The organism is Malaciobacter pacificus, assembly GCF_004214795.1.
Classification (GTDB): domain Bacteria; phylum Campylobacterota; class Campylobacteria; order Campylobacterales; family Arcobacteraceae; genus Malaciobacter_A; species Malaciobacter_A pacificus.
In genome coordinates this window covers 1,524,710-1,549,782 of the sequence record NZ_CP035928.1, presented here as the reverse complement: position 1 = coordinate 1,549,782, position 25,073 = coordinate 1,524,710, and the positions used below count along the sequence as shown (strand labels likewise).

23 protein-coding genes are annotated in these 25,073 nt (G+C 27.2%); 11 read left to right on the top strand and 12 right to left on the bottom strand.

The window, feature by feature from the left end; translation table 11 throughout:
- Positions 1–10 precede the first annotated feature (10 nt).
- Positions 11–1,132, bottom strand: coding sequence for a molecular chaperone DnaJ (dnaJ, locus tag APAC_RS07865; RefSeq protein ID WP_130233595.1), 1,122 nt, complete (start codon positions 1,130–1,132; stop codon positions 11–13).
- An 82-nt stretch (positions 1,133–1,214) separates the two neighbouring features.
- On the opposite strand from dnaJ, the gene recR reads away from it, so the two are divergent.
- The 3 genes from recR to APAC_RS07845 all read left to right on the top strand — a co-directional run bounded on the left by recR (position 1,215) and on the right by APAC_RS07845 (position 4,414).
- A complete protein-coding gene (gene recR / locus APAC_RS07860) occupies positions 1,215–1,787 on the top strand; it encodes a recombination mediator RecR (RefSeq protein WP_130233594.1) in 573 nt (190 codons plus the stop codon).
- 205 nt (positions 1,788–1,992) lie between these two features.
- Positions 1,993–3,480: a PAS domain-containing sensor histidine kinase gene (locus tag APAC_RS07850; protein ID WP_130233592.1), complete on the top strand. Its 1,488-nt coding sequence runs from the start codon at positions 1,993–1,995 to the stop codon at positions 3,478–3,480.
- Positions 3,481–3,490: 10 nt separating this feature from the next.
- Entirely contained in the window at positions 3,491–4,414 is a 924-nt protein-coding gene (locus tag APAC_RS07845) for a dUTP diphosphatase (protein ID WP_130233591.1), read from the top strand.
- Positions 4,415–4,436: 22 nt separating this feature from the next.
- On the opposite strand, the gene APAC_RS07840 is transcribed toward APAC_RS07845, so the two are convergent.
- The 6 genes from APAC_RS07840 to APAC_RS07815 form a co-directional block, all read right to left on the bottom strand.
- Positions 4,437–4,937, bottom strand: a complete 501-nt coding sequence (locus APAC_RS07840) for a gamma carbonic anhydrase family protein (protein ID WP_130233590.1) — start codon at positions 4,935–4,937, stop codon at positions 4,437–4,439.
- A gap of 74 nt (positions 4,938–5,011) precedes the next feature.
- Positions 5,012–7,597 carry a M14 family zinc carboxypeptidase gene (locus tag APAC_RS07835; protein ID WP_130233589.1) on the bottom strand — a complete coding sequence of 862 codons (2,586 nt, stop codon included), beginning with the start codon at positions 7,595–7,597 and terminating at the stop codon, positions 5,012–5,014.
- A gap of 2 nt (positions 7,598–7,599) precedes the next feature.
- Positions 7,600–9,102: a helix-hairpin-helix domain-containing protein gene (locus APAC_RS07830; protein WP_130233588.1), complete on the bottom strand. Its 1,503-nt coding sequence runs from the start codon at positions 9,100–9,102 to the stop codon at positions 7,600–7,602.
- A complete protein-coding gene (locus APAC_RS07825; protein WP_130233587.1) occupies positions 9,099–10,028 on the bottom strand; it encodes an ATP-grasp domain-containing protein in 930 nt (309 codons plus the stop codon). Before APAC_RS07825 ends, APAC_RS07830 begins: the two co-directional genes overlap by 4 nt.
- A gap of 16 nt (positions 10,029–10,044) precedes the next feature.
- On the bottom strand, positions 10,045–11,133 hold the full coding sequence (locus tag APAC_RS07820) for a M20 family metallopeptidase (RefSeq protein WP_130233586.1): 1,089 nt from the start codon (positions 11,131–11,133) through the stop codon (positions 10,045–10,047).
- Positions 11,134–11,262: 129 nt separating this feature from the next.
- On the bottom strand, positions 11,263–12,501 hold the full coding sequence (locus APAC_RS07815; RefSeq protein WP_130233585.1) for an argininosuccinate synthase: 1,239 nt from the start codon (positions 12,499–12,501) through the stop codon (positions 11,263–11,265).
- A 67-nt stretch (positions 12,502–12,568) separates the two neighbouring features.
- On the opposite strand from APAC_RS07815, the gene APAC_RS07810 reads away from it, so the two are divergent.
- Genes APAC_RS07810 through lptB form a run of 4 tightly spaced genes read left to right on the top strand, consistent with a single transcriptional unit; the run spans position 12,569 to position 14,939 of the window.
- On the top strand, positions 12,569–12,823 hold the full coding sequence (locus APAC_RS07810; protein ID WP_130233584.1) for a S4 domain-containing protein: 255 nt from the start codon (positions 12,569–12,571) through the stop codon (positions 12,821–12,823).
- The gene (gene trpD, locus APAC_RS07805; protein ID WP_130233583.1) at positions 12,816–13,799 is read left to right on the top strand and encodes an anthranilate phosphoribosyltransferase; all 984 of its coding nucleotides are present in this window, start codon (positions 12,816–12,818) and stop codon (positions 13,797–13,799) included. The genes APAC_RS07810 and trpD overlap by 8 nt, the downstream gene beginning before the upstream one ends.
- A gap of 8 nt (positions 13,800–13,807) precedes the next feature.
- The gene (tsaE, locus tag APAC_RS07800) at positions 13,808–14,224 is read left to right on the top strand and encodes a tRNA (adenosine(37)-N6)-threonylcarbamoyltransferase complex ATPase subunit type 1 TsaE (RefSeq protein WP_130233582.1); all 417 of its coding nucleotides are present in this window, start codon (positions 13,808–13,810) and stop codon (positions 14,222–14,224) included.
- Entirely contained in the window at positions 14,217–14,939 is a 723-nt protein-coding gene (gene lptB / locus APAC_RS07795) for an LPS export ABC transporter ATP-binding protein (RefSeq protein ID WP_130233581.1), read from the top strand. Before tsaE ends, lptB begins: the two co-directional genes overlap by 8 nt.
- A 20-nt stretch (positions 14,940–14,959) precedes the next feature.
- Here lptB and APAC_RS07790 read toward each other — a convergent pair whose 3' ends face one another.
- Both APAC_RS07790 and kdsB read right to left on the bottom strand, forming a co-directional pair.
- Positions 14,960–16,915 carry an EAL domain-containing protein gene (locus tag APAC_RS07790; protein WP_130233580.1) on the bottom strand — a complete coding sequence of 652 codons (1,956 nt, stop codon included), beginning with the start codon at positions 16,913–16,915 and terminating at the stop codon, positions 14,960–14,962.
- 87 nt (positions 16,916–17,002) lie between these two features.
- Positions 17,003–17,734, bottom strand: a complete 732-nt coding sequence (gene kdsB / locus APAC_RS07785; RefSeq protein ID WP_130233579.1) for a 3-deoxy-manno-octulosonate cytidylyltransferase — start codon at positions 17,732–17,734, stop codon at positions 17,003–17,005.
- An 84-nt stretch (positions 17,735–17,818) separates the two neighbouring features.
- Here kdsB and polA point away from each other — a divergent pair, with 84 nt between their 5' ends.
- The 4 genes from polA (at position 17,819) to APAC_RS07765 (ending at position 21,824) form a co-directional block, all read left to right on the top strand.
- Positions 17,819–20,503 carry a DNA polymerase I gene (gene polA / locus APAC_RS07780; protein ID WP_130233578.1) on the top strand — a complete coding sequence of 895 codons (2,685 nt, stop codon included), beginning with the start codon at positions 17,819–17,821 and terminating at the stop codon, positions 20,501–20,503.
- Between the two features lie 114 nt (positions 20,504–20,617).
- Positions 20,618–21,319 (top strand): response regulator transcription factor, encoded by a 702-nt coding sequence (locus APAC_RS07775; RefSeq protein WP_130233577.1) that lies wholly within the window; start codon positions 20,618–20,620, stop codon positions 21,317–21,319.
- 41 nt (positions 21,320–21,360) lie between these two features.
- Positions 21,361–21,549: a hypothetical protein gene (locus APAC_RS07770; RefSeq protein ID WP_130233576.1), complete on the top strand. Its 189-nt coding sequence runs from the start codon at positions 21,361–21,363 to the stop codon at positions 21,547–21,549.
- Positions 21,550–21,590: 41 nt separating this feature from the next.
- Positions 21,591–21,824: a hypothetical protein gene (locus APAC_RS07765; RefSeq protein ID WP_237673351.1), complete on the top strand. Its 234-nt coding sequence runs from the start codon at positions 21,591–21,593 to the stop codon at positions 21,822–21,824.
- A gap of 8 nt (positions 21,825–21,832) precedes the next feature.
- Here the strand turns inward: APAC_RS07765 and lgt are convergent, their stop codons facing one another.
- The 3 genes from lgt to APAC_RS07750 all read right to left on the bottom strand — a co-directional run bounded on the left by lgt (position 21,833) and on the right by APAC_RS07750 (position 25,033).
- Entirely contained in the window at positions 21,833–22,645 is an 813-nt protein-coding gene (gene lgt / locus APAC_RS07760) for a prolipoprotein diacylglyceryl transferase (RefSeq protein WP_130233574.1), read from the bottom strand.
- 1 nt (position 22,646) lies between these two features.
- Entirely contained in the window at positions 22,647–23,945 is a 1,299-nt protein-coding gene (locus tag APAC_RS07755) for a (Fe-S)-binding protein (protein ID WP_130233573.1), read from the bottom strand.
- Positions 23,946–24,040: 95 nt separating this feature from the next.
- Positions 24,041–25,033, bottom strand: a complete 993-nt coding sequence (locus APAC_RS07750) for a hypothetical protein (protein WP_130233572.1) — start codon at positions 25,031–25,033, stop codon at positions 24,041–24,043.
- Positions 25,034–25,073 lie beyond the last annotated feature (40 nt).

The following is a 25,073-nucleotide window of genomic DNA, read 5'->3' as shown; positions in this document are numbered from 1 at the left end:
TTCCTTAAGATTAAGAGAACCACTTTTTAACTTTATCAAACATTGATTCAAAGTTAGTTTCATGTTGTTTACTTTCAACACCAAAACTCTCTTGAAGTTTTTCTAGTAGCTCTTTTTGTTCATCATTTAATGATTTAGGGTATTCGATTTTGATTTGTACTATAAAATCACCTTTACCATATCCTTGAACTGATTTTACACCTTCACCCCTAAAAGTAAACTGTTGTTTATCTTTTGCATTTTTAGGAATTTCAAGTTCAAGTTCACCTCTTAGACCTGGAACTTTTATTTTTGCTCCAAGTGCTACTTGAGTAAAGAATATTGGAGCTTCTACGTAAATATCATCATCGTGTCTTACAAATTGAGAATCCTCTTTAACTCTTATTTGTAAATATAAATCTCCTCTAGAACCTTCAGGTGAAATATTTCCTTTTCCTGAAACTCTAATTCTCATCCCATCATTAACACCTTCAGGAATATCAACTTTAAAGGAGTCTTTTACTTCATCATACCCAGTTCCACCACATGCGTCACATGAAGCACTTGGTGCTTGACCAGTACCACCACAAGTTGGACAAGTTTGTGCAAATGTCATAAACCCTTGTCTTGAATGCACTTGACCTTGTCCATTACAAGTTTTACAAGTAGACATTTTACCATCTTTTGCTCCTGTACCTTTACAAGGTTTACAAGCAGTTTTATAAGTAAAGTCAATCTCTTTTTTACACCCAAATATTGCTTCATTAAATTCTAAAACAACATCCACAGCTGTGTCTAAATTATAGTTATATGATTTTCTTTGTCTTCTTCTAGAACCTCCTCCACCGAAAGCTCCCCCAAACATCTCTTCAAATACTGAACTTAAATCATCAAAACCACCAGAGAATCCTCCTCCTTGACCATGACCTTCAAGTCCTGCTTTACCGTATCTATCATAAATTGATTTTTTTTCTTCATCACTTAATACTTGATATGCTTCATTTACAGCTTTGAATCTTTCTTCAGCTTCTGAATCATCAGGATTTTTATCTGGATGGTATTTCATAGCCATTTTTCTGTAGGCTTTTTTTATCGTGCTTTTATCTGCATCTTTACTAACTTCTAATAATTCATAATAGTCTATTTCAGTCAAATTAGAACTCCTTAAAAAAATGTTTGTATGAATAATTCGCGATTTTATCTAAAAGTATATAAAGGTTTGCTATAATCCGCGTATGAATAAAGGACTTGAAAAATTTTACGAATTAGTTGAAGCTTTTGAATCTTTACCTACTATTGGTAAGAAATCAGCTCTTAGACTTGCTTATCATATTGTTATGAATGATAACTATTGTGGAATAAAAATAGCTCACAGTATAGAAAATGCTTTAAAAAATATTACTAAGTGTTCAAAGTGTGGTTCTATGAGTGAACATGAAATTTGTGAGTTTTGTTTAGATGATAGTAGAGATGAAACTACATTATGTATTGTTCAAAGTGCAAAAGATATTTTTATCATAGAAGATTCAAAACAATTTGATGGAAAATATTTTGTTATGGAAGAACTAGATGAAAATAGTTTAAGTATGCTAATTAATCTTGTAAAAGATAATAAAGTTGAAAATATACTATTTGCTATTACCCCTTCTATTGCTAATGATGCGTTTATTTTGTATATCGAAGATAAACTAAAAGAGTTTGATATCAATTTTACAAAAATAGCACAAGGTGTTCCTACTGGGGTTAGTCTAGAAAATGTTGATATATTGTCATTATCAAAAGCAATTCAAAGTAAAGTAAATATTTAAAGTTAGTAGGATAAAATTCTGTCATGAATAATCGAATCATTTGTCAAAAATGTCTATACTATTTTGTTACGTGGGAACCTAGTAAACCTCATGGTTGTAAAGCTTATGGGTTTAAATCTCGAACTATTCCTTCAATGGTTGTAAAAAATAGTAGTGGTCATCCATGTAATTTTTATACTTTGAAAAACCAAAAGTAATATTTTAAATGAGTTTACAAAATATAATACTAAAAATTAATGATGAAAAAATCAAAATTATAAAATTATGGCTAGAAGATGATAACTTTAAAAAATTAATTGATATACATAAATTAAATGAAGATATAATTATTAAGCGATATGCAATTGCTGTATGGGATTACTATTTTAATTGTGTAGTACATAAAAATCAAGCAGGTGTATCTACATTAGTAATTGATTTTATCAAGTATCTAAAAAAACATGAATTGAAATCTTATGAACTTTTTATTGTTTATTCTGCTTTTAAAAATTCTATAATAGAGTATTGTTACAAACATGATTATCACTCACTTGAAATAATAAAAGATATAAATGATTATTTTGAACAAATATTTTCTCAAATATTAAATGTTTATTCAAAATCAATTAAAGATATAGAAAAAGCTCTAAATAAATCAGTTGATATTGTAGATAAATATGTTTTAATGAATAGGTGTGATAAAGAAGGTTTTATAACTTCAGTCTCATCTGCTTTTTGTAGTATTTCTGGATACAATAATTATGAATTGATTGGCAAAAACTATATTAATATTTTACATAATGATGAAAATAAAAATATATTGGAAAAAATACTTAAAACTATTAAAATTGATGAAAAATGGCAAGGTAAGTTAAAATATCGTAAAAAAAATGGAAATTATTATTGGGTACAGGCAACTATTCATCCCAATTTTGATAATTTAGGAGAAATAATTGGCTTTGATGCAGTTTATCAAGATATAACAGCACAAATAGAGTTTGAAAAGCAACAAAGTATATTAATAGAACAATCTAAATCAGCTGCTATGGGTGAAATGATATCTATGATTGCACATCAATGGAGACAGCCATTACAAGCTGTTTCAATATTAGTTCAAAAGCTTTCTTTACTTAAAGAGATTGATGGCGAAATTAGTGATGAATTATTAAATGAGGTTATATCGCAAGTTGTAGGTCAGTTAGATTATATGTCTAAAACAATTGATGACTTTAGAGATTATTTTAAACCTAATAAAAGAAAAGAGAGTATTTATATTGAAAATGTAGTTAAAAAATCAATAGATTTCTTGGATTATTTATTTAGAGTTAATTTAGTAAGAGTTAATTATGTAAATAGTTCTAAAAGTTCTTTAGAAATATACTTAAATGAAATTGTACAAGTATTAATTAACCTTTGTAAAAACTCTATTGATGCTATGATTGATAAGAATATAAAAGAAAGAGTAATTGATATTAAAACTTATGAAATAAAAGACCAGCTAGTAATTGAGTTAGAAGATAATGCTGGTGGAATAAAAGAAGAGATTCTAAATAAAATTTTTGAACCATACTTTTCAACAAAAAATGATAAAAATGGAACAGGATTGGGGTTATATATGAGTAAGCAAATTATACAAAAGCATTCAAATGGAGAAATCTATGTTGAAAATACTGTAAAAGGTTCAAAATTTACAGTAAAATTACCATTAAATTAGGAGTTTAATTTTGTTATATAAAGAGTTTAAAGAGAGTATTAAATCTTTAGGATTTAATACTATGGAAGATTTTATAAAATATGCTGGTGTAACATCTGATGAAGTTTTAGACTGGGAAGATAAAAATCAAGTACCTTATATTGTTTCACTAGTTTTACATTTGTTAAAAGGAGAAAAAGAGTTACCTAGTACCTCTTCTTTAGATAATGTAGTTGAAGAGTGTTTACCTTTAGCAACGCTTTTAGATGAAGCTTCATCTTTTCCCCATAAATTAGAAGAGATGTTCTTATTGCAAAAAAAGCTTAATGACTCTACTAATGGTAAAAACTGGGAGCTTGGTATTAATAAGTTTGGAAAAGAGATAAATTGGCTTAGATGTATTCATATGGAAGTTGCAGAATTAATTGAATCAACTCCATGGAAACACTGGAAAAATATCAATTCTGAGCCAGATATGAATAATATTCATGTTGAATTAGTTGATATTTGGCACTTCTTAATGTCTTATATTTTACAAGAAACAAATGTACCAAAAGCAGTATCTTTAGTAAATACACATTGTATTTATGAAGCAGTAACTGAAGTAGATGTGAAATTCATGATGACTGAGGCTGAAAAATTATCTTATATAGCTTTAGCAATTGATACAGGAAATATGCCATCATTTAGTGGGGTTGAAAGATTTATTGATCAATTCTTTAGATGTTGTAAAATTTCTGGATTGTCATTTATGTGGTTACAAAAATTATATATTGGTAAAAATTGTTTAAATCAATTTAGACAAGACCATGGATATAAAGAGGGAACTTATATAAAACAGTGGAATGGTAAAGAAGATAATGTTGTGATGGTAGATATCTTAGAAAAAATGGATGATGTTAGTTTTGATGATTTATATTCAAAATTAGAAGATGCTTACAATAGTTGTAAATAATAGGTTTTAAACCTATTATTCATTAACTATATTCGTTTTTATAATCTACATAATGCCCTGCATGTTTGATTAATTTTTCTCTATCTTCATCAGTTAGAGTTTTAACAACTTTTGCAGGGCTTCCCATAATTAAACTTTGAGGTGGAAATACTTTTCCAGCAGTTACAAGTGAATTAGCACCAACTATACTTCCTTCTCCAATAACAGCATTATCTAAAACAGTTGCACTCATACCAATTAGACAATTGTCTTCAACAATACATCCATGAAGCATAACTTTATGTCCAATAGTTACATTATCACCTAAAATTGTTTGAGAATCAACATCTGTATGAATACATGATAAATCTTGAACATTTGTGTTTTTACCAATAATTACTTTATTAACATCACTTCTAATTACACAACCATACCAAACTGAAGAGTTTTCTCCAATAGTTACATTACCAACTACATCAGCACTTGGTGCAATCCAAGCTGTAGGATGGATTTGTGGGTAAAATTCTTTGAATTTTAAAATCATTATTTATCCTTAGTTTGATTTTAAAATATTATAACTTGTGAAGTAAAAAAATGCAAGGTTAAATATAAAGCTAATTATTTAGCTTTATATTCAACTATAGTAGCTTCAGAATAGTTTGGAACATTATCATATGTAAATACAGCATAATATTTATTTATATCTTTTGCCCCAAAGTCATCAAATGTATAGTCATCTTTCCCTGCATATATTTTTGTTCCATCTTGATGATTTATAGGTTTTCTATGAGGATTTTTAATTACTTTTACTCCAACTAGAGAGTTATTAGATGGATTTTTCCATGTAAGTTTTATTTTTCCATTTTCAACAATTGTTTTAAGATTTGTAACACTTTTTAATGGAAACCTTCTTTTTGGAATGTGTTCAATGATTAGTTTTGGACTTAAAGTCTGGTTTTTTATCTCCCAAGATACTTTTTTGTCTTTTATTCCTTTTTTTGAAGATGTAGGGTTCAGAATAAATGATATATCAGCTTTTTCATTTAGTTTTTCATTTAACATTCTTTCTGAAAATGAATCAAATAAAAAGTATTGAGTTTGATTATTTTTTAACTCAATTGCACTAACATCATATCCAATATTTTGCAAAATCTCTCTATTTGCAATTTTATTATAATCTTTATCTATATTTGAATCTATAAACTCTAAATGAAATCGAATATCATCTTTTATATAAATTTTTGTAGAGTTAAGTTCAAAATATGCTTTTGTTATCATTGTGTCATTATATGGGGGTAAAGAAGATAAGTTAAATTCAAAAGATGAATAAATTTTAGAACCATTTTTATCAAAACCTGAAATAGCAATATTCTCTTTATGTTCATTTTTACTAATTGTATTTATCTCTTTTGGATACAAAGTTGTAATTGTTGGTTCTATTGTATATGTTAATTCTAACCTTGGTCTATAATTTAAACCAAAACCAAATTTTCCATAACCTATATCCCATTGCATCATTTGTCTATTTCTACCAACTTTTAACTCTTTAGGACCTTCTATTCTAAATACAATTATATTATTTCTAATATTATCTTTTAAACTTTTACATTCAATTCCAGATAATGTCCAATTTCGCCATATTCCTTGTGTTAATTGGTGTGATTCAGTAGGTCTTCCTATATATTTTACAATTTGCATATTTTCAACATCTTCATAACTTGTAATGTCACCCATTGTATCTTGATTTACTATTCCAACATTCCATTCACCATACTTTTCAATAGTTGTAGAAACTCTATTAATTGGGTAAAGATTTAATGAAGCAGATTTTATAATTGCATTTGAGGGTAATGAATTTAGATTTATTGATACTATTGCATAAGATATCCCTTTATTTTCATCCACTCCAACAAATAATGAATTTACTCCAAAGTGATTTGCATTATTTGTTATGTTTTCTGCTACATATCCAGTTCCTTTTGAGTTGGCATAATAAGTTCTACTATATTCATCATATTCAACTAATGTTCTAACTTTTATTTGAGGAAAGAAAGGAGATTTTTCATTTGTTTGTTTATTTACAGCTCTAATATTATAAAAGTAATCTTTATTTGAATCTAAATTAATATCACTAAATTCTAAAGATTTTATTTTTGCAATTAAATTTGAGCTATTACAATAACTCTTATTTTTATCACTTCTATAAATTTCAAAATATATATTATCTTGTAAATCATATTCCCATTTTAAATCTACATGGTTCGAACCCACACTAGTGATATCAAAAGATTCTACTCTTTTAACACTATTTTCTTTCGAATAATTATCTGTTTCTTTTAAAGCATGAATTAATGCAGGGATATGTTCTCTAAAGTTTTCATTCATATCTTCTAGATAATCACTTATATTTCTAGTTCCTACTTCGACAACAGTAGATATAATGCCTTGGGAATAGTAAAACTCTCTACCACTACCAGAAATTAATTTAGCAGGAGGCTTTCCTTGATGAATTCCATATTCTCTGCCTGATATTTTTTTTATCTCTTCTGCCATATTTGCACATAAAATATTCATATCTGTTGTATCTATAGTATCTTCATGTCTAAAATCATGGGCTGGGAAAAATACATTTCCTTGTGAATGATAATCTAAGGCTATAGTTATATTTGGATGATTTAAAACAAAATCTCTAAGTGCTTTTGTTTCTGGTTCACTAAAAGGTTCAGGTCCCCCATAAACATTTGAGGTTGTTGAAGTAGACTTTATAAAGCCAATAGGAAAGTTTCTATTTAAATCTACACCATAAGTTCCATCTGCATTTTGTCTTCTATTTTTCCTCCAAAAACTAAAATGTGTTCTTGAAAATTCATATCCATCTGGATTAGCACAAGGAACCATATATATAGTACTTACATCTAAATATTTTTGTAGTGTGGTATCTATTTCTAAATTTTCTAGTACATATTTAGCAAACTCAATTGCTAATTCATGTCCTATCCATTCTCTTGCATGGATAGTCCCTGTAAAAAATAAAGCCGGTCTTGTATTTGCAGTTTTTATATCTTTAGAAATAGTAATCAAATTAATATCTCTTTTTTCCCATGTTTGACCTATTGATTCTAACTTAAAGTTTTTAGGATAGCTTTTTTGTAGTTCTTTGAAAATTAAAGTTGAATCTTCATAAGATCTATATAGTTGTTTCAAAGCTATTCTCCTATAACAACTAATCTTGATTTTAATTGAGCAAATTTATTTTTGCCAATACCCTCAAGTTTTTTTAGTTCATCAATTGATTTTATCTCTTCAACTTCTTTTTTATAATCTATTATTATTTTTGCTAACTTGCTACCAATTCCTTTTATTTTTTTTAGTGTATCAATATTAACTTTATTGATATCAACTCTCATATCATCTATGTAGCTATCCCAAGTTTTAATCATATTCTCATCAATAGATTCAATTTCTAATAAATCTGTTATATCTGTTATTATATTGTGTTTTAAATACTCTTCAATCTCAAAAGCTAAATCATCTTCCATCCCGTATAGACTCATTAAATCTGTTAATGTTGCAAAATTTAAATCAATCTTTTTTAACTCAATTTTGGTACTTTTTTTTGATTGTTTATTTATGTTAATTGGTAAATCTTCAAAAGAAACTGTTTTGGGAACATCACTTTGTAAACTTTGTTGAGTTAGTTCCATTTCATAAGTATCTGTCTTATCATTGATTAAATACTCTCCATCACAACTTGGTTTATATTTACTAAAACCAATATGCCTCATAGTTCTTAATAAACTAGAATCTATTTTTCCTAATTCTTCCCATGAGAATAAAGGAACATGTGGTTTTTTAAACTTTCCATTTGATAAGTCCCACATGATATATTGACAAATCCAATCTCTAATATAAGGAAATGCTGCAAATGCTGTTGCACACTCTAATATATAAGCTTTTGATGTTTTTTCACTAATAGCAATATCACAAGCATAATATTCAGCTTTCGCAGCTTTACTTGCTTGTACTGCTAATTCAAGTGCATTCATTGGAACATTTTTATAACTCATACTACCACCTTGGCTTGTATTTGTTATCCATTGGTCTTTACCTGAATATCTCCAAAAAGCACAAACTGGTTTATGTCCTATTAACATTACTCTAATATCACCTGAATCCTTTAAATCAATTGCATTTTGAGTATAAATAGGATTATATTTTTTATTTTCTAAAAGAGTTTTTGCTTCTTTATAGTTGTCCACTTTGTGAACATAGTAACCACCATAATTAGAAGCACCGTAGCTTCTTTTAATAATCTGTGGATATGAAGCTTTATTTTTTAGGTAATTCATACCCTTTTTCTTATCATAAAAAATTTTAGTTTTTGGTATTGATAAATTATATTTTTCACAAAATAGTGTTACATTTTCTTTTGACTTATTTGCAAATTGAGATTCAATTGATGGTACAAATCTAACATTTGGTAATTCTTTTGCTATTTCTACAAAAGTATCATAAGCGGTTGCTGGAATATTACCAATAAGAACTTCTATTTTCTTCTTTTTTACTTCTTTAATAAATCTATCCTTATCATTTTTCCAATGATAAGTAACAGTTTCAATTTTATCACTCCAACCTTTGAAGTTAGATTTATCAAAGAATCTTAAAACATAATCTAAGTATAGTAGTCCTATTTTTGGTAATTTTTTCATTTGTACAGCCCTTTATTTTTTGTTTTTTTATCTATTAAATCAACAATTAGTTCTATTTTTTTATTATTGAAATCTAATCCCATTTTTTCTTGTTCTGGTGTTGCAAAAGCTGGAATACCATTTATTTCTAATACAACATACTCTTCTTTTTTTCTATCATAAATAATATCTACACCAGCTATGTCTAAACCTGTTAATTTTGTAACTTTTTTTGCAAGTTCAATAATTTCGTCATTTGGTTCTCTTAAAAATACACTTCCACCACTTGTGACATTTGTTTTCCAATGTCCCTTTGCTGCTTTTCTACCATAGCATCCAACAAATTTACCATCAACTATGTCAATTCTATAATCTGTGTTATCGTAATCTATAAATTTTTCTACATAAAAATATTTTAAATTTACTTGATTCAAAAATGGAATTAACATATCTAAAGCTTCTTCATTTTCTATTTTTGTTAAACCAATTCCTCCCCAACCATCTGTTGGTTTATAAACCATTTTTTTCCATTTTTTCATTACATCACTAAGTCTGTGAACATCATCTCTATGACAAAGTTTATAATCAGCAGTATTAATACCATGCTGTCTTAAAAAAAATGATGTTTGGAATTTATCTTCTGTTAATTCAAAAGCTTCATAAGAGTTAATCATGGGTATAACTTTGTTTAAAGCTTTATATAAAAAAGTTTGATAGGGTGTTTGTTCACCTGCATTGTAAGAAAAGAATAAATCTAATTTATCTAATTTAATATTACTATTATCAATATCATAAATTATATGGTCATTTTTTGCAATTGCATCTCTAAGATTAAGATTAGCAATAGTTTCAATATCTCTATCTTTTAACTGTTTAATAATTTTTTTTTGGATTTTATCTCCACCACCATTTTGATATAGCCACATACCAATTTTTCTTTTTGTCATTTAGTTTACTTCCTTTTTAGATTTGATAGTGATTTAATATTTTTGTCATTAGTTGAATTCTTTGTTCAAAGCTGGTTATTAATGCTCTTTCTTTAATAGTATGGTCTCCATCACCAAATGGACCAAAACCATCAAGTGTAGTTACCCCACAACTTGATACTATATTTGCATCACTAACACCACCTCTTTTTTCAGTAAATATTTTTGTCTCTGCAATTTTTTCAATCTCTTTTATAAGTTCAAGTTGTTTTTTATTTTCTTCCATAACATCTCTTTGAATATCACCACTTAAAATAGAAGTTGTTCCCTTGACATAAGCTGTATTAGTAATAGTTTTTAAAGCTTCTAAAACTCTATTTTTCTCATCTGTTGTTGTATATCTAATCTCTAAAAGTAATTCGCAAGTAGGAGAAATAGTATTTGCTCCAATACCACCATTAATTTTTCCTACATTTACAGTAGTTCCTAATTTAAGGTTTGTAAGTTTTATTAGTTCTTGCAGTTTATAACTAGCTTCTAAGTTTGCATCACTACCTTTATCATAGTGATTTCCAGCATGAGCAGCAATTCCAGTAATATTTATTTTAAAAGTTCCTACACCTTTTCTTGCTGTAACAACTTCAAGATTTGCTCCAGCTGCTTCAAAAACAAAACACAAATCATAATCTTTTGCAAGTTCACTTGTAAGTAATTTAGAATCATCACTTCCTGTCTCTTCATCACTAACTAATAAGAAGTCAATATTTTCGATTTTTCCATTTTGATTAAATAAATTTCTAAGTGATTCTAGTGCAACAATATTTCCACCTTTCATATCACAAACACCAGGTCCATAAATCCATCTATCATCTTTTGAAAAACCTTCATAAGTATTAGGTGGGAAAACAGTGTCATTGTGTCCTAAAAGTAGTATTTTTGTACCTGTAGTTTTTGTAGATTTAAATAAAATATGATTACCTATGTTTTCTCTTTCATAGATAATAGTTGAGAAGTTTAATTCTTCAAGCCAAGTAGACATAAGTTTTGAAACTTCATCTACACCTTGTTTATTTTTTGTATATGAGTTGATTTTAATCAGTTGTTCTAAATCATTTAGATAATTCATATTTTGTTCCACAAGTTTTAGTGAAACAATCATAATACTTAAGAATTACAATTTGGATACAAAAATTAAAAGTTTTTTTGAAGTGTTAAATGTGAGAATAGGGTGAAAGTAAATTCACCCTAATTTTAATTATTTTGAGTTTTTCTTACCAGCGATGATAAATCTTAATGCATTAAGTCTAATGAACCCTTCTGCATCTTTTTGGTTATATACTTCATCTTCTTCAAATGTTGAGTAAGCATCATCATATAATGATTTTTCAGATTCTCTACCTACAACAGAAACATTTCCTTTGTAAAGTTTTAATCTAACTGTACCTTCTACATTTTCTTGAGTTTTATCAATTGCAGCTTGAAGCATTTCTCTTTCAGGTGAGAACCAGTATCCTTGGTAAATTAACTTAGCATATCTAGGCATTAACTCATCTTTTAAGTGAGCCTCTTCTCTATCTAAACAAATAGACTCAATTGCTCTGTGAGCTTTTAACATGATAGTTCCGCCTGGAGTTTCATAACAACCACGTGCCTTCATACCAACATATCTATTTTCAACGATATCAATTCTTCCAATACCGTGCTTATTCCCAAGTTTATTTAAGTTTTCTAATAATATTGCAGGAGATTGTTCTTCTCCATTAATTGAAATTGGGTCACCATTTTTATATCCTATAGTGATATATTCAGCCTCATCAGGTGCATTTTCAGGTGAGTTTGTCCATAACCACATAGACTCTTCTGGCTCATTATTTGGATTCTCTAAATGTAAACCTTCATAAGAGATGTGAAGTAAGTTCGCATCCATAGAGTATGGAGATACTGCTGGGTTACCATCTTTATCAATATGTTTTTGAGAAATTTCAATACCATGCTCTTTAGCATATGCTAATAATTTTTCTCTTGAGTTTAAGTCCCATTCTCTCCAAGGAGCGATAACTTTAACATCTGGTTTTAATGCTAATGCACCAATTTCAAATCTAACTTGGTCATTTCCTTTTCCAGTTGCTCCATGAGATACAGCTTCTGCACCTTTTTCATTTGCAATTTCAACTAATTTTTTAGCAATTAAAGGTCTTGCAATTGAAGTACCTAGTAAATACTCACCCTCATAAATTGCGTTTGCTCTAAACATTGGGAAAACGTAATCTTTTACGAATTCTTCTTTAATATCTAATATAAATACATTTTCAGGTTTAATTCCACAAGCAATAGCTTTTGCTCTTGCTGGTTCTACTTCTTCACCTTGACCTAAATCAGCAGTAAATGTAATAACTTCAGCATTGTATTCATCTTGAAGCCATTTTAAAATAATAGATGTATCAAGCCCACCACTATAAGCTAATACAACTTTGTTGATATCTTTTTTACTCATAAACTATCCTATGATTGTTATTATTTTTAAGGGCATATTTTATCTAATCTTAGCTATAATCTACTTTATGAGAATAGATAAATTTTTAAATGCAGTAAATATAACTAAAAGAAGAGCAGTTGCTGAAGACATGCTAGAGCATAAAGTTGTTTTTATAAATGACCAAAGTGTAAAAAAATCAAAAGAAGTAAAAGTTGGTGATATTATAGAAATTAGATATTTAGAAAGAAGTGATAAATTTCAAGTTTTACAAATTCCAACAACAAAATCTACACCAAAATCAAAAATGGAAGAGTATGTAAAAAGGATAGAAAATGTTTAATACTACAAAACTAAAATTTGATGATATTTTTGAAAATAGATTACCAGAAGATGAAGTTAAAGAGTACTTAGTTGAACTTTACGAAAGAGGTGAAGATGCAGCTGAAATTGCAGGTGCTGCAAGTGCAATGAGAGATCATTTAATTCCTCTTCCTATTCATAATAGTTTGCAAGATAAATTGATTGATAATTGTGGAACAGGTGGAGATAAATCAAACTCTTTTAATATCTCAACAACAGTTTCAATTTTACTTGCTGCTTGTGGTTCTTATGTAGCAAAACATGGAAATAGAAGTATCACAAGTAAATCAGGAAGTGCTGATATGCTTGAAGCACTTGGAATTAATTTAAATTTATCATTAGAAAATAGTGCAAAAATGCTAGAAGATACAGGCTTTACATTTATGTTTGCACAAAATCATCATCCGTGCATGAAATATATTATGCCTATAAGAAAAAGTATTCCTCATAGAACAATATTTAATATCTTAGGACCATTATCTAATCCAGCAGGTGTTACAAAACAGTTAATAGGTGTATTTGATAAAACATATATAAACAAAATTGCAACAGCTTTAGACCTTTTGGATTCAAAAAGATCAATTGTGGTTTCATCAAATGATGGTATGGATGAAATTTCGATTTCTGATGTGACATATGCTACTTCAATGTTTAATGGAAAAATTGAAGATTTTGAGATTAACCCAGAACATTACGGAATGCAAATGGCATCTAAAGATGATATTGTAGGAGCAAATGCAGCTTTTAATGCAAGATTAACTTCTGATATTTTATCTAAAAAATTAGTGGGTGCTAAACTTGATATTGTATTATTAAATACTGCAGCTGCATTAATAGTTGATGAAAAAGCTAGAGATATGAAAGATGGTATCGATATAGCAAAAGATGCAATTTTAAGTGGAAAAGCAAAAGAAAAACTTGATGAATTAATTAAAGTATCTAATCAACTAAAGTAGGATTTATTTTGAGTAAAAAATTTGAATTAGATATATCTGAAATTGATACAGTTGTTAAATATTTAGATGAAAAAATAAATGATGAAGATACAGTTGTAATTTTAAGAGGTGATTTAGCAAGTGGAAAAACTACTTTAGTAAAGAACTTTGTTAAGTATTTAGAACTTGAAGATTTAGTTACTTCTCCAACTTTTTCTCTTCAAGCTGTATATTCTGATAAAATTTATCACTATGATGTATATAACAAAACTTTAAGTGAATTTATCTCTTTAGGAATGCTAGAAGAGTTTGAAAAAGAGGGAATACACTTTGTAGAGTGGGGAGATGATGAACTAAAAGATATATTAGATGATTATGGATATAAAGTTTTAGTTGTAGAAATAGAAAAATTAGAAAATAAAAGGCTATATAAGATTGATGCATAATTTAAGAATAGTTGATATTACTAAAAATATAAAAAAGACTCAAATACTTCATGGTATTTCTCTTGAAGTTAATTCAGGAGAAATTGTAGGTTTATTAGGACCTAATGGTGCAGGTAAAACAACAACTTTTTATACTGTATGTGGATTAGTTAGACCAAGTAGTGGTGAAATATATTTCGATGATAAAGATATTACAAACTTACCTTTACATAAAAGAGCTTTAAAAGGGATTGGATATTTACCTCAAGAATCTTCTATCTTTAAAGACTTATCTGTTGAAGATAACTTAATGTTAGCAGCACAAATAGTTACAAATGATAAAGATGAACAACATAAAAGAGTTGAAGAGTTACTTGAACTTTTTAATATTGAACCTATTAGACAAAGAAAGGGTGTTTCTTTATCAGGAGGTGAGAGAAGAAGAACAGAAATAGCAAGGGCTTTAGTTTCTCAACCAAAGTTTCTACTTCTTGATGAACCTTTTGCAGGAGTTGATCCAATCGCTGTTAAAGATATTCAAGAGATTATTCATCAATTAACTAAAATAGATATTGGTGTTTTAATAACAGACCATAATGTAAGAGAAACTCTAGAAATTTGTGATAGAGCATATGTTATGAAAGCAGGGGCTTTACTTGCAAGTGGAACTAGTGAAGAGATAAAAAATAATGATCAAGTTAGAGAACATTATTTAGGAGAAGATTTTAGTTTTTAATAAACTATTTTCTCTTAAGTTTATTTAAAATTTAATAGTTCAGGAGATTTTAGGGGCTGAGAGAAATAATATCCTTGAGAATAATCTGCACCTAAATTTTTCACTATTTTATATATATCTTTATTTTCAACATACTCAGCAACTGTTTGTAAATTGAGATTTTTAGCAAACTCTATAATTGTTTTTGTGATTTTATACGAGTTTTCATCTATAGCAATATTTTTTATTAAAGAGGCATCTATTTTTAAATAATCAACTTTCATTTTTAGTAAATGTTCAAAATTTGAATACCCTGAACCAAAATCATCGATAGCAACTTTACAACCTAACTTCTTAATCTCATTTATAAAATTAATTAAAAGTTCATAATTCTTTATATTTTCATCCTCTAAAATTTCAAATACAACTTTATCTTTTACTGAATAAGTTTTTAAAGCATTTTTAATAAATCTTAAAAAGTCAGGATCAGCAATATCTTCATAAGAAATATTTACTGTAAATTCAAAATTTAAATTACTAAATTTTTTAAAAGCTTTTTCTATAACTATTTTAGTGATTTTAGTATATTGTTTTGATTTTTTTGAAATATCTAAAAAGAAAAAAGGCGAAATTACATCATTGTTTTCATCTATCATTCTAACTAAACATTCATATTTTTCTATTTTTAAAGTTTTATTATTAACTATAGGTTGGTAATAAACAACAATTTTATCTTCTAAAAAAGCATTTTTTAATTTTTTTGTCCAAAGCATATTATTTTCATACTCTTGAAATTTATCAAGCTCTTCATAAAAAATTACAAAATCTTTATTATCTTTTTTAGCAGACTGTAAAGCAATATCTGCAGTGATTAGTTTATTGTTTTTGTGGGAAAATGAAATACCTGAAGTAATTCTCGTATCAATTTCATGCTGATCAATAAGAAATACTTTTTTATAAATTATTTCATGTATCTCTTTTATTACTTTAGTAAATAATTTTTGATTATCTTTAGTATATGTAATACAATAAGTATCCGATGGAAATTTATAAAGCCTCATACATGATTTATCTATAAAACTATTTATAAGCTTTGATATTTCATTTAAAATATAATCACCAATTCTAAGTCCAAAAAAATCATTAATTTCTTTAAATGAATTTATATCTAAAATAGCAACTGCTTGAAGCTTAACACTTTTATGTTGTAGTTCATCTATTAATTTTGCTCTGTTTGGTAATTTTGTAAGGTTATCTGTGTAAAGTAAATTATAAAGCTCTTTTTTATGAGTTATTTCATGACTAATATCATTGAGAATTATGATATTAGTTTGATTATGGGTTAAATATATTTTTTGTAAAGTGTAATATTTTTTATTTAATGATTCATTATCAAAAATTGATACTCTACAATTTTTATGACTAATTTGTGCTAACCAATCTTTTTTAATGTTGTTTAAAAAGCCCTCTTCAGTTTCAAATAAATCTCCTATATCTTCATATTTGTTATTAATATCTTTTAAAGAGTATTTACCTACTAGTCTGTAAAAATAGTCATTAGCAAATAAAACTTTTTTACCATCTGTAATAAAAATAGGATTTGAGATACTGTTTATAATTGAATTAGAAAGTTCTTGTTCTTGCTTTAGTAGTAAATCATTATTTAAAAAGTTAGTGTAGTTTTTTACTTTTAAAACTAAATCTTCAAAATCTATTGGTTTTTTTATAATATCAAACTTTGTTATATTTGAAATATAATCTTTTACATTAGACTTATCACTTAAAAAAAGTACATATCTATTAGACTTAATATATAAATCTACCATTTTGTGTAGGTTATTATCTTCAATATCAATAATTAGTAAGTGATGAGCCTCTTTATTATTTACATCAGAATCATATTTAAAATTAACATTTAAAAGTGTAACTTCTAATTCTTGTAAATAGTTATTAAGTATATTTTGTGCAGATTTACTAACCTGTATATCAAAGTGCATTTTTTGACCTATTAAAAAATTATTTAAAGTTTTCCATAAAAAACCTTTAATGTTACTTTACTAAACTATTTACAGAATAAAGCTTATTTAAGAGTTATTTTGAAAAATTCTTAATGCATTATTTAAATCTTCTTGTGTATCAATACCAAAAGATTTAGATTCAACTTTTACCATCGTAATATTATAATTATTATCTAAAGCTCTTAGTTGTTCTAACTTTTCTAAGTTTTCTAATCTAGAAGGTTTTAATGAACAAAATTCATTTAATGATTTTTTTGTGAATCCATAAATTCCTAAATGTCCATGATAAACAGCATTCTCATAATGATCTCTATGATATGGAACTTTTGCCCTTGAAAAATATATTGCATTTGAATTTTCATCTAATACAACTTTTACATGATTAGAATCATCTGCTAATTCAGATGAAATTTCTTTATAACAAGAAGTAATCATAATATCTTCATCTTTTTCAACGACTGTTTTAACTCTATTAATTACAGCTTCAATAACTTCTGGTTCTATAAAAGGCTCATCTGCTTGAACATTTACAATAATCTCATCATCACTCAAATTTAATTTATTAACTGCTTCATTTATTCTATCTGTACCACTTTGATGATCACTTGAAGTCATAACAGCATCAAAACCATGTTCTGAGGCTAAATCAATAACCTCTTGTGAATCAGTTGCAATAACTACTTTATCTAATGAACTAACTTGTTTTGCTGTTTTAATTACCATTGGTAAACCTAAAATATCCACTAATATTTTATTTGCAAACCTACTAGAATTTAATCTTGCTGGGATTATAATCATTTATTAACCTTTATATAAAACCTTATTTTTAGAGATAATATTATATTATAAATACTTTAATAAGACTATGAAAGAGATGATTATATGAAGAAAACGATTACAGTTATAGATACATTTGGATTTTTATTTAGAAGCTATTTTGCACTACCACCACTTAAATCAAAAAGTGGATTCCCTACAGGACTATTAACAGGTTTTATGAATTTTGTTTCTAATATTGGAAAAGATTTTCAAACAGATTATATAGTTTTTGCACTAGATGCAAAAGGGGATACTTTTAGAAATGAGATTTATGACCAATATAAATCTCATAGACCAGATGTTCCAGAAGATTTATTAAAACAACTTCCTATTGCTATTTCATGGATAGAGAAAATGGGGTTTAAAACTGCTATTAAAACTGGCTTTGAAGCTGATGATATTGTAGCTTCAATTGCTCATGATGCAAAACAAAAAGGCTTAGAAGTTAGAATTGTATCCCATGATAAAGATTTATATCAATTAATTGATGATGATAAAGTTTATATGTTCGATCCAATTAAAAAAACTGTAATTAATGAAGAAAAATGTTTCGATAAATATGGTGTTCATCCTAATCAGTTTACAGATTATCAAGCACTACTTGGAGATAGTGCTGATAATGTTCCTGGTGTTAAAGGAGTAGGGGCAAAAACAGCAGAAGCACTTATTAAAGAGTATGGAACATTAGAAAATATCTATGCAAATTTAGAAAATATTGAGAAAAAAAGATGGCAAACTTTACTGACTGAAGGTAAAGAGATGGCTTTTATTTCAAAACAACTTGTTACCTTGTCAACTGATTGTCATTGTATTGATAATTTAGATGAATTCATTTTACCCAATGATAATCCAATATTAAAAATTGCAGACATTTTAATTGAATATGACATGAATAGGATATTAGATAGAGTTAATAAAGATGGAATGGGCTATAAAACTTCAATTCCTCAAAAGCAAGAACCAAAAGAGGATTTTCAATATGAGTTAATAACAGATGACAGTAAACTTTCACTTGTAATAAATTCTATTCCAAGAGATGCAATTGTTGCATTTGATACTGAAACTACTGATGTGGATGTTAAGAATGCAAAAATTGTTGGTTTCTCTTTTGCTTATGAAGAAAATAAAGCTTATTATGTCCCAATTGCTCATAATTATTTAGGTGTACCAAATCAAATATCTTTAGATAGTGCAAAACAAAATATTATCCAGTTAAATAGACATAAACTTGTTTTACAAAACTTTAAATATGATTTTGAAATAGTAAAACAAAACTTAGATATAGAATTAAATTTATATGCTGATACTATGATATTAGCATGGCTTTTAAACACAAGTGAAAAAGTAGGTTTAGATTATCAAGTAGATAAATACTTTGACCATAAAATGATATCTTTTAAAGATATAGTAAAGAAAGGTGAAGATTTCTCAAATGTTGACATAGCTAAAGCTTGTGAATATGCTGCAGAAGATGCTTTAATGACTCTAAAACTTTATAATAAACAATTAGAAGTATTTAAAGAAACTAATAATGAAGATTTATTAAAAATTGCATTTGATTACGAATTTGATTTTATTTCTGTACTTTTAGAGATGGAAAGAAATGGAATAAAAGTAGATGTTAATAAGCTTGAAGAGTTAAAGAAAAACAACAATGAACATATTCAAAAACTTACTTCAGATATTTATGAAACAGCAGGCGTTGAATTTAATATAAATTCACCTAAACAGTTAGGGGTCATTCTTTTTGAAACATTAGGTTTACCGACTAAGAAAAAAACAAAAACAGGTTATAGTACAAATGAAGTTGTTTTACAAGGCTTAATAGATGCTCACCCTGTTGTTCCTTTACTTTTAAAATATAGAGAAGCATTTAAGCTTCAATCAACTTATATTGAACCACTTTTAGAATTAGGTTTAAAAAATGATGAAAATAGAGTTTATACTTCATTTTTACATACAGGGACGGCAACAGGAAGATTAAGTTCTAAGAATCCTAATTTACAAAATATTCCAGTTAAGAGTGAAGCAGGGGCACAAATTAGGTCAGCATTTATTCCAAAAAAGGGATACAAATTAGTCGGAATTGATTATTCTCAAATTGAATTAAGACTTCTTGCTCATTTTAGTGAAGATCCTGCTTTAGTTGAAGCTTTTAATGCAGATTTAGATATTCATCATCAAACAGCAGTTAAGATTTTTGGAGAAGAAGAGGCTGCTTTGAAAAGATCAATTGCAAAATCAATTAACTTTGGATTATTGTATGGTATGGGAAGTAAAAAATTAGGAGATACTTTAGGAATTCCAGCTAAAGAGGCTAAAAAATATATTGAATCATATTTTGAGGCATTTGTGAGTGTAAAAGATTATTTAGCCTCTATAGAAGATTATGCCTTACAACATGGATACATAAAAACATTATTAAAAAGAAAAAGAATTTTTGATTTTGACAGTGCAAATGGAATGCAAAAAGCTGCATATTTAAGAGAATCAGTTAATACTTTATTTCAAGGAAGTGCTGCAGATTTAATTAAATTATCTATGTTAGAGATTTATAAAAAATATAAAAATAATAGTTCTGTGAAAATCTTGTTACAAATACATGATGAGTTAATCTTTGAAATTCAAGAAAATAAAGTGGATGAAATAACGAAAGAATTGACACAGATAATGGAAAATGTGTATAATTTGAAAGTTCCTTTAAAAGTTAGTAAATCAATTGGTGACTCTTGGCAAGAATTAAAATAGGTATTTAAAGTCTTAAATTTGACTTAATAACACATTATATTTCGTTATTATTTTGACAAATAAAAAAATATTTGTTATTATTATGTCAAAAATCAATAAAAAAAGAGAAAAATTATGTTAAAAACTGTAAGAAATATAAGAAAACTATATAATGCAAAGTTACTTTTCATAAGTAGTGATAAAAAAATCAGTGAAACTATTGATACTGAATTTGATGACTATTTTAAAGAATTAAAATTAGCAACAAATAAAGAAGATGCATTAGAATTAGCTTGTTCTAATACTTATGATATGGTTATTGTAGATACAAATATTGAAGGAATAAGTTTTTCTGAGCTTTGTTCAGAATTAAGCCAAGTTGCTCCAACTTTACCTAAAGTTATAATTTCAGATTCAGAAGATAATGAAGATATTGTAACAGCAGTGAATTATGGTGCCTATACATTTTTATCAAAACCTTTAAGACCAAAAGACATTAAGCTATCAGTAATAATGTGTTTAAATCAAACTAAAAGGGGTGATAAAATTGAATTTGATCAAGGTATTTATTTTGATGAATATAGAGATCAGTTTTTTAGACCTGGTGGAGCTTTAATTGATTTTACAAGATTAGAAAAATCTTTCTTAAAATTATTAATTGCTAAGAGAAATGAAATTGTAGATTATGATACAATTAAAGATGTGGTTTGGAAAGGTAAGGATATGTCAATTTATACAATGAGAAATATTGTTAATAAAATCAGACAAAAAACTTACTATGAAATTATAAGAAATCACTCAAATAAAGGTTACACTGTAGGTATTTCTAAATCTTAGAAATACCAGTATTTGCAAAATCTTAATAAAAAAGTTATAATATGGAAGAACTGATCGTTTCCAAAGAGGAATTAGTCCAGATGTTTGAGGAAAACAAGATAGTTGATACTGGCCGTGGTTGGCTTATGAATAATAAGTTGATTGATATTATTGCTCTTCATGAGATAGATCCCAAATTTCTTCAAGATGTCACAAATGCTAAGTTCTATAAACTAATTATAAAAGGTTAAAAATAATGTCCCATTGTCCGTTCTGCAAAAAAAAGATTGCTATGAGTAAAGCTTTTTGTTCTAGAAGTTGTAAAGAAAACTATTTTCAATTAATTGCTATTCAAGTACCTAAGCCATTCTTGAAAAGAATTTATGTTTTTTGTACACCTGAACAAAGAGAAGCTGAAATAGAGAATTTTGCAAGTAGGCATGGTTGGAGATTAGATTTACTAAAAAATAAAATTAATGAATTAGCAGAAGAGTCTGGATATGGTAATGAATTACAAAATAAATAGTTAAACTTTTAACTATTTATTTTTTTTAAATTTAAATAAACAACCATACAAATAGTAAGTACTATTCCCGATTGTAATATTCCCATTGTAAGCCACTCTCCCCATAAAAAACCCAATTGTACATCAGGTTGTCTGAAGAATTCTGCAATAATTCTGGCAATTGAATATAAAGCACCGTACATTAATGCTAGTTGCCCATCAAAACTTTTTTTGTTTCTAAAGTAAACTAATATAGCAAAAACAACTAAACCTTCCAATATTGCTTCATATATTTGAGAAGGATGCCTTAATACACCATCTATATAAATACCCCATGAAACATCAGTTGTTCGACCAATTAGCTCTTGATTGAAAAAATTCCCTAATCTTCCAAATACATAAGCTGCTGATATACCTAATACAGAAATATCAGCTAAAAACCAAAAAGAAACCTTGTTTTTTTTGCAAAATAGTAATGATGCAATAATAAATCCAAATAAAGCACCATGGTAACTCATACCTGAGATTCCTACATATTCACCATTAACGTAGGGGTTAAATATTTGCCAAGGATGAGTTAAATAATAAAGACTATTAGGGTCATAAAATATTATATAACCAATTCTTGCACCTAAAATTACACCAATTTCTGCCCACCAAATATATGAATCAAATAAATCATTAGATATAGGTAGCTTATCATGTTTGATAAACCATTTCGCGATAAATATTGCAGAAATTAAAGCTAAAGCATACATAATCCCATACCAGTGAACTGATACGGGACCTAAATTAAAAGCAACAGGATCAAAATTTGAGTATATATTTTGCCAATACTGCATATTAATCTTCTAATGCCTCAGCAATTAATTCAATTGGATTTTTAAATACTACATCAACATTAGCTTGATATAAAGAGTTTGTAATTTGCATTCTACATGCAGAACATTCAGCACTTACAATTTGTGCTTTTGTTTCTTTAATCATAGCTGCTTTTGGTGCACCTGCTGCTTTTGCGAAGTGATATTTTTCTGTTTGCATAGTAACACCACCAAAACCACAACATCTATTAGAATCACTCATTTCAGTCATTACATAGTTTTGTTTTAATAAGTTTCTTGGTTCTTGCCAAACACCTTGCATTTTTTTAGCATGACATGGATCATGGTAAGTAACAACTTGTTCCATTTGTTTTCCAGAACTTGCAAGCATATTTTTTAACTCTGTATTATTTTCTAGCCATTTAGTTGCTAAAAAAATCTTCTTTGATAATTTAACTGCTCTAGCTTTCCACTCAGGTTGATCATGGAAATAGTGTTCCCAATCTTGATTAATCATTGCAGAACATGTAGCTTCAGGAATAATTACTGCATCTACATCATCAATCCAAGATTCAAAATATTCAATATTTTTTTTTGCTAAATAATCTACTGTATCAAAATCACCAGTAAAATAAGCTGGTGCTCCACAACATAATTGTTTTTTAGGAATAAAAATATCTAGTTCAAGTTTTTTAAGAATCTTTACTAAAGAATCTCCTGTATTTGTATATGTATAGTTACTCATACAACCAATAAAAATTGCAACTTTGTTTTTCTTATCAATTGTTTCAACTTTGTTTTTTGCTTTTATTAACTGAGGGTATTTATTTAAAAAACTTCTCATATCAGCAAATGGTAAAGCTCTATCTTTTTTAACAATTGGTAAGCTAAATCTAGGTTCTGCAGATTGCTTACTTTTATCTATTTTTAAAGCACATGTTTGGAACATCCATCCCATTTTAGATAATAAATCCATAGTTTTTCTATGTCTTAATAACCAAAAGAACATTCTTTTATACCAAGCAATTCCATATTTTTTTGCAATATCACTTCTTACTTGCTCAATAATCATATCAGTTGGCAAGTCATTTGGACATACTTCAACACAGTTTGTACATAAAAAACATGATTCAAAAATATCTTTTGCATTTTGATCTAGTTCTAACTCATCTCTTTCATAAGCACCTAATAAATCAATAAAACCTCTAGGAGAAGTTGCTTCATCTTGATTTATATTAAATATTGTACACACGGGTTTACATTTACCACATTTTACACAATCATCACTGATTGCAGTATAGTTAAATTTATTAATTGACACTTTGTATTAACCTTTTAAAGTTTAAAAATTTTAATATTTATAATAAAAATTTAATATACTAAAAAAATCGTTAAAATTTGGTAAGAGTATATACTTTATGGTAGTTGTGATTTTGCTTTTATTTTTTCTTCTAGATTAATTTTTGTTCTATTTAATGCACTATTTATAAGTCTTAAATATTCAATATTATCTGTCATTTTATAGGCTTGCTTATATAACTTATGTGCATATTCTAATTGATTTTTATATTCATATATTAAAGCCAAGTTATAAATAGCTTCTACACTTCTTGCATCAAAACTCTCAAGTTTTTCTTTTGCTTTTTCAATATTTCCACTAATTAATAAATCGATAATTAAATCAAAGTCATCTATTTGTGTATCTAAATATTTAATTTTATTGTCATCTAATTCACTCATAATTGGGATATTAAAATATACATAATGAGGTGATATATCCTTTATTATTTCATTTGATAATTCCGATGCTAGATTTGAGTTGATTTCATATTTATTTCTTGGTATTTGGTGTGGTATATAGTTTCTATGGTGATTATTAAAACAAAAATTTTCACTATAAGTATTTGTATAAATTTTAGTGAAAAGTAAATTTCTATTTTTTGCATCAATTAAATCAACTTTTGTAGATACCTTGTAATCCCTCTCTTCACAAGGAACCCTAATGATTTTATATCTTTCACACACTCTTTTTACTTTTTTATCTTTTGTTTTTTTATCTTTTTCTCTTATTTCTTCACTAAATTTTATACATCTGTTATAATCAATTTTTTCATTATAATAAGGTCTTAGAAAAAGTGATGATTCTAATACTTCTCCATTTAAAATTACATCAACGTCATTATCATACTTTAAATTAAAGACTCTTTTCCCATTTATTACTTTATTTACAAGGGCTTCTTCTAGTGATATTTTTTGATTAATATCATCGTTAATAAAATTAAAAATCCCTATTGAGTGATATTTCTTCTCAACTTTTCCTGGATGTAAAGCACTTACTGTTAGTTTTTTTTGAGAGCAACCTGTAAGTAGTATTAAAATAAGCGCAGAAAAAAGTAGTAATAATTTCATTTTAATAATCCTTTTATATTGATAAAGATTATATCAAAAT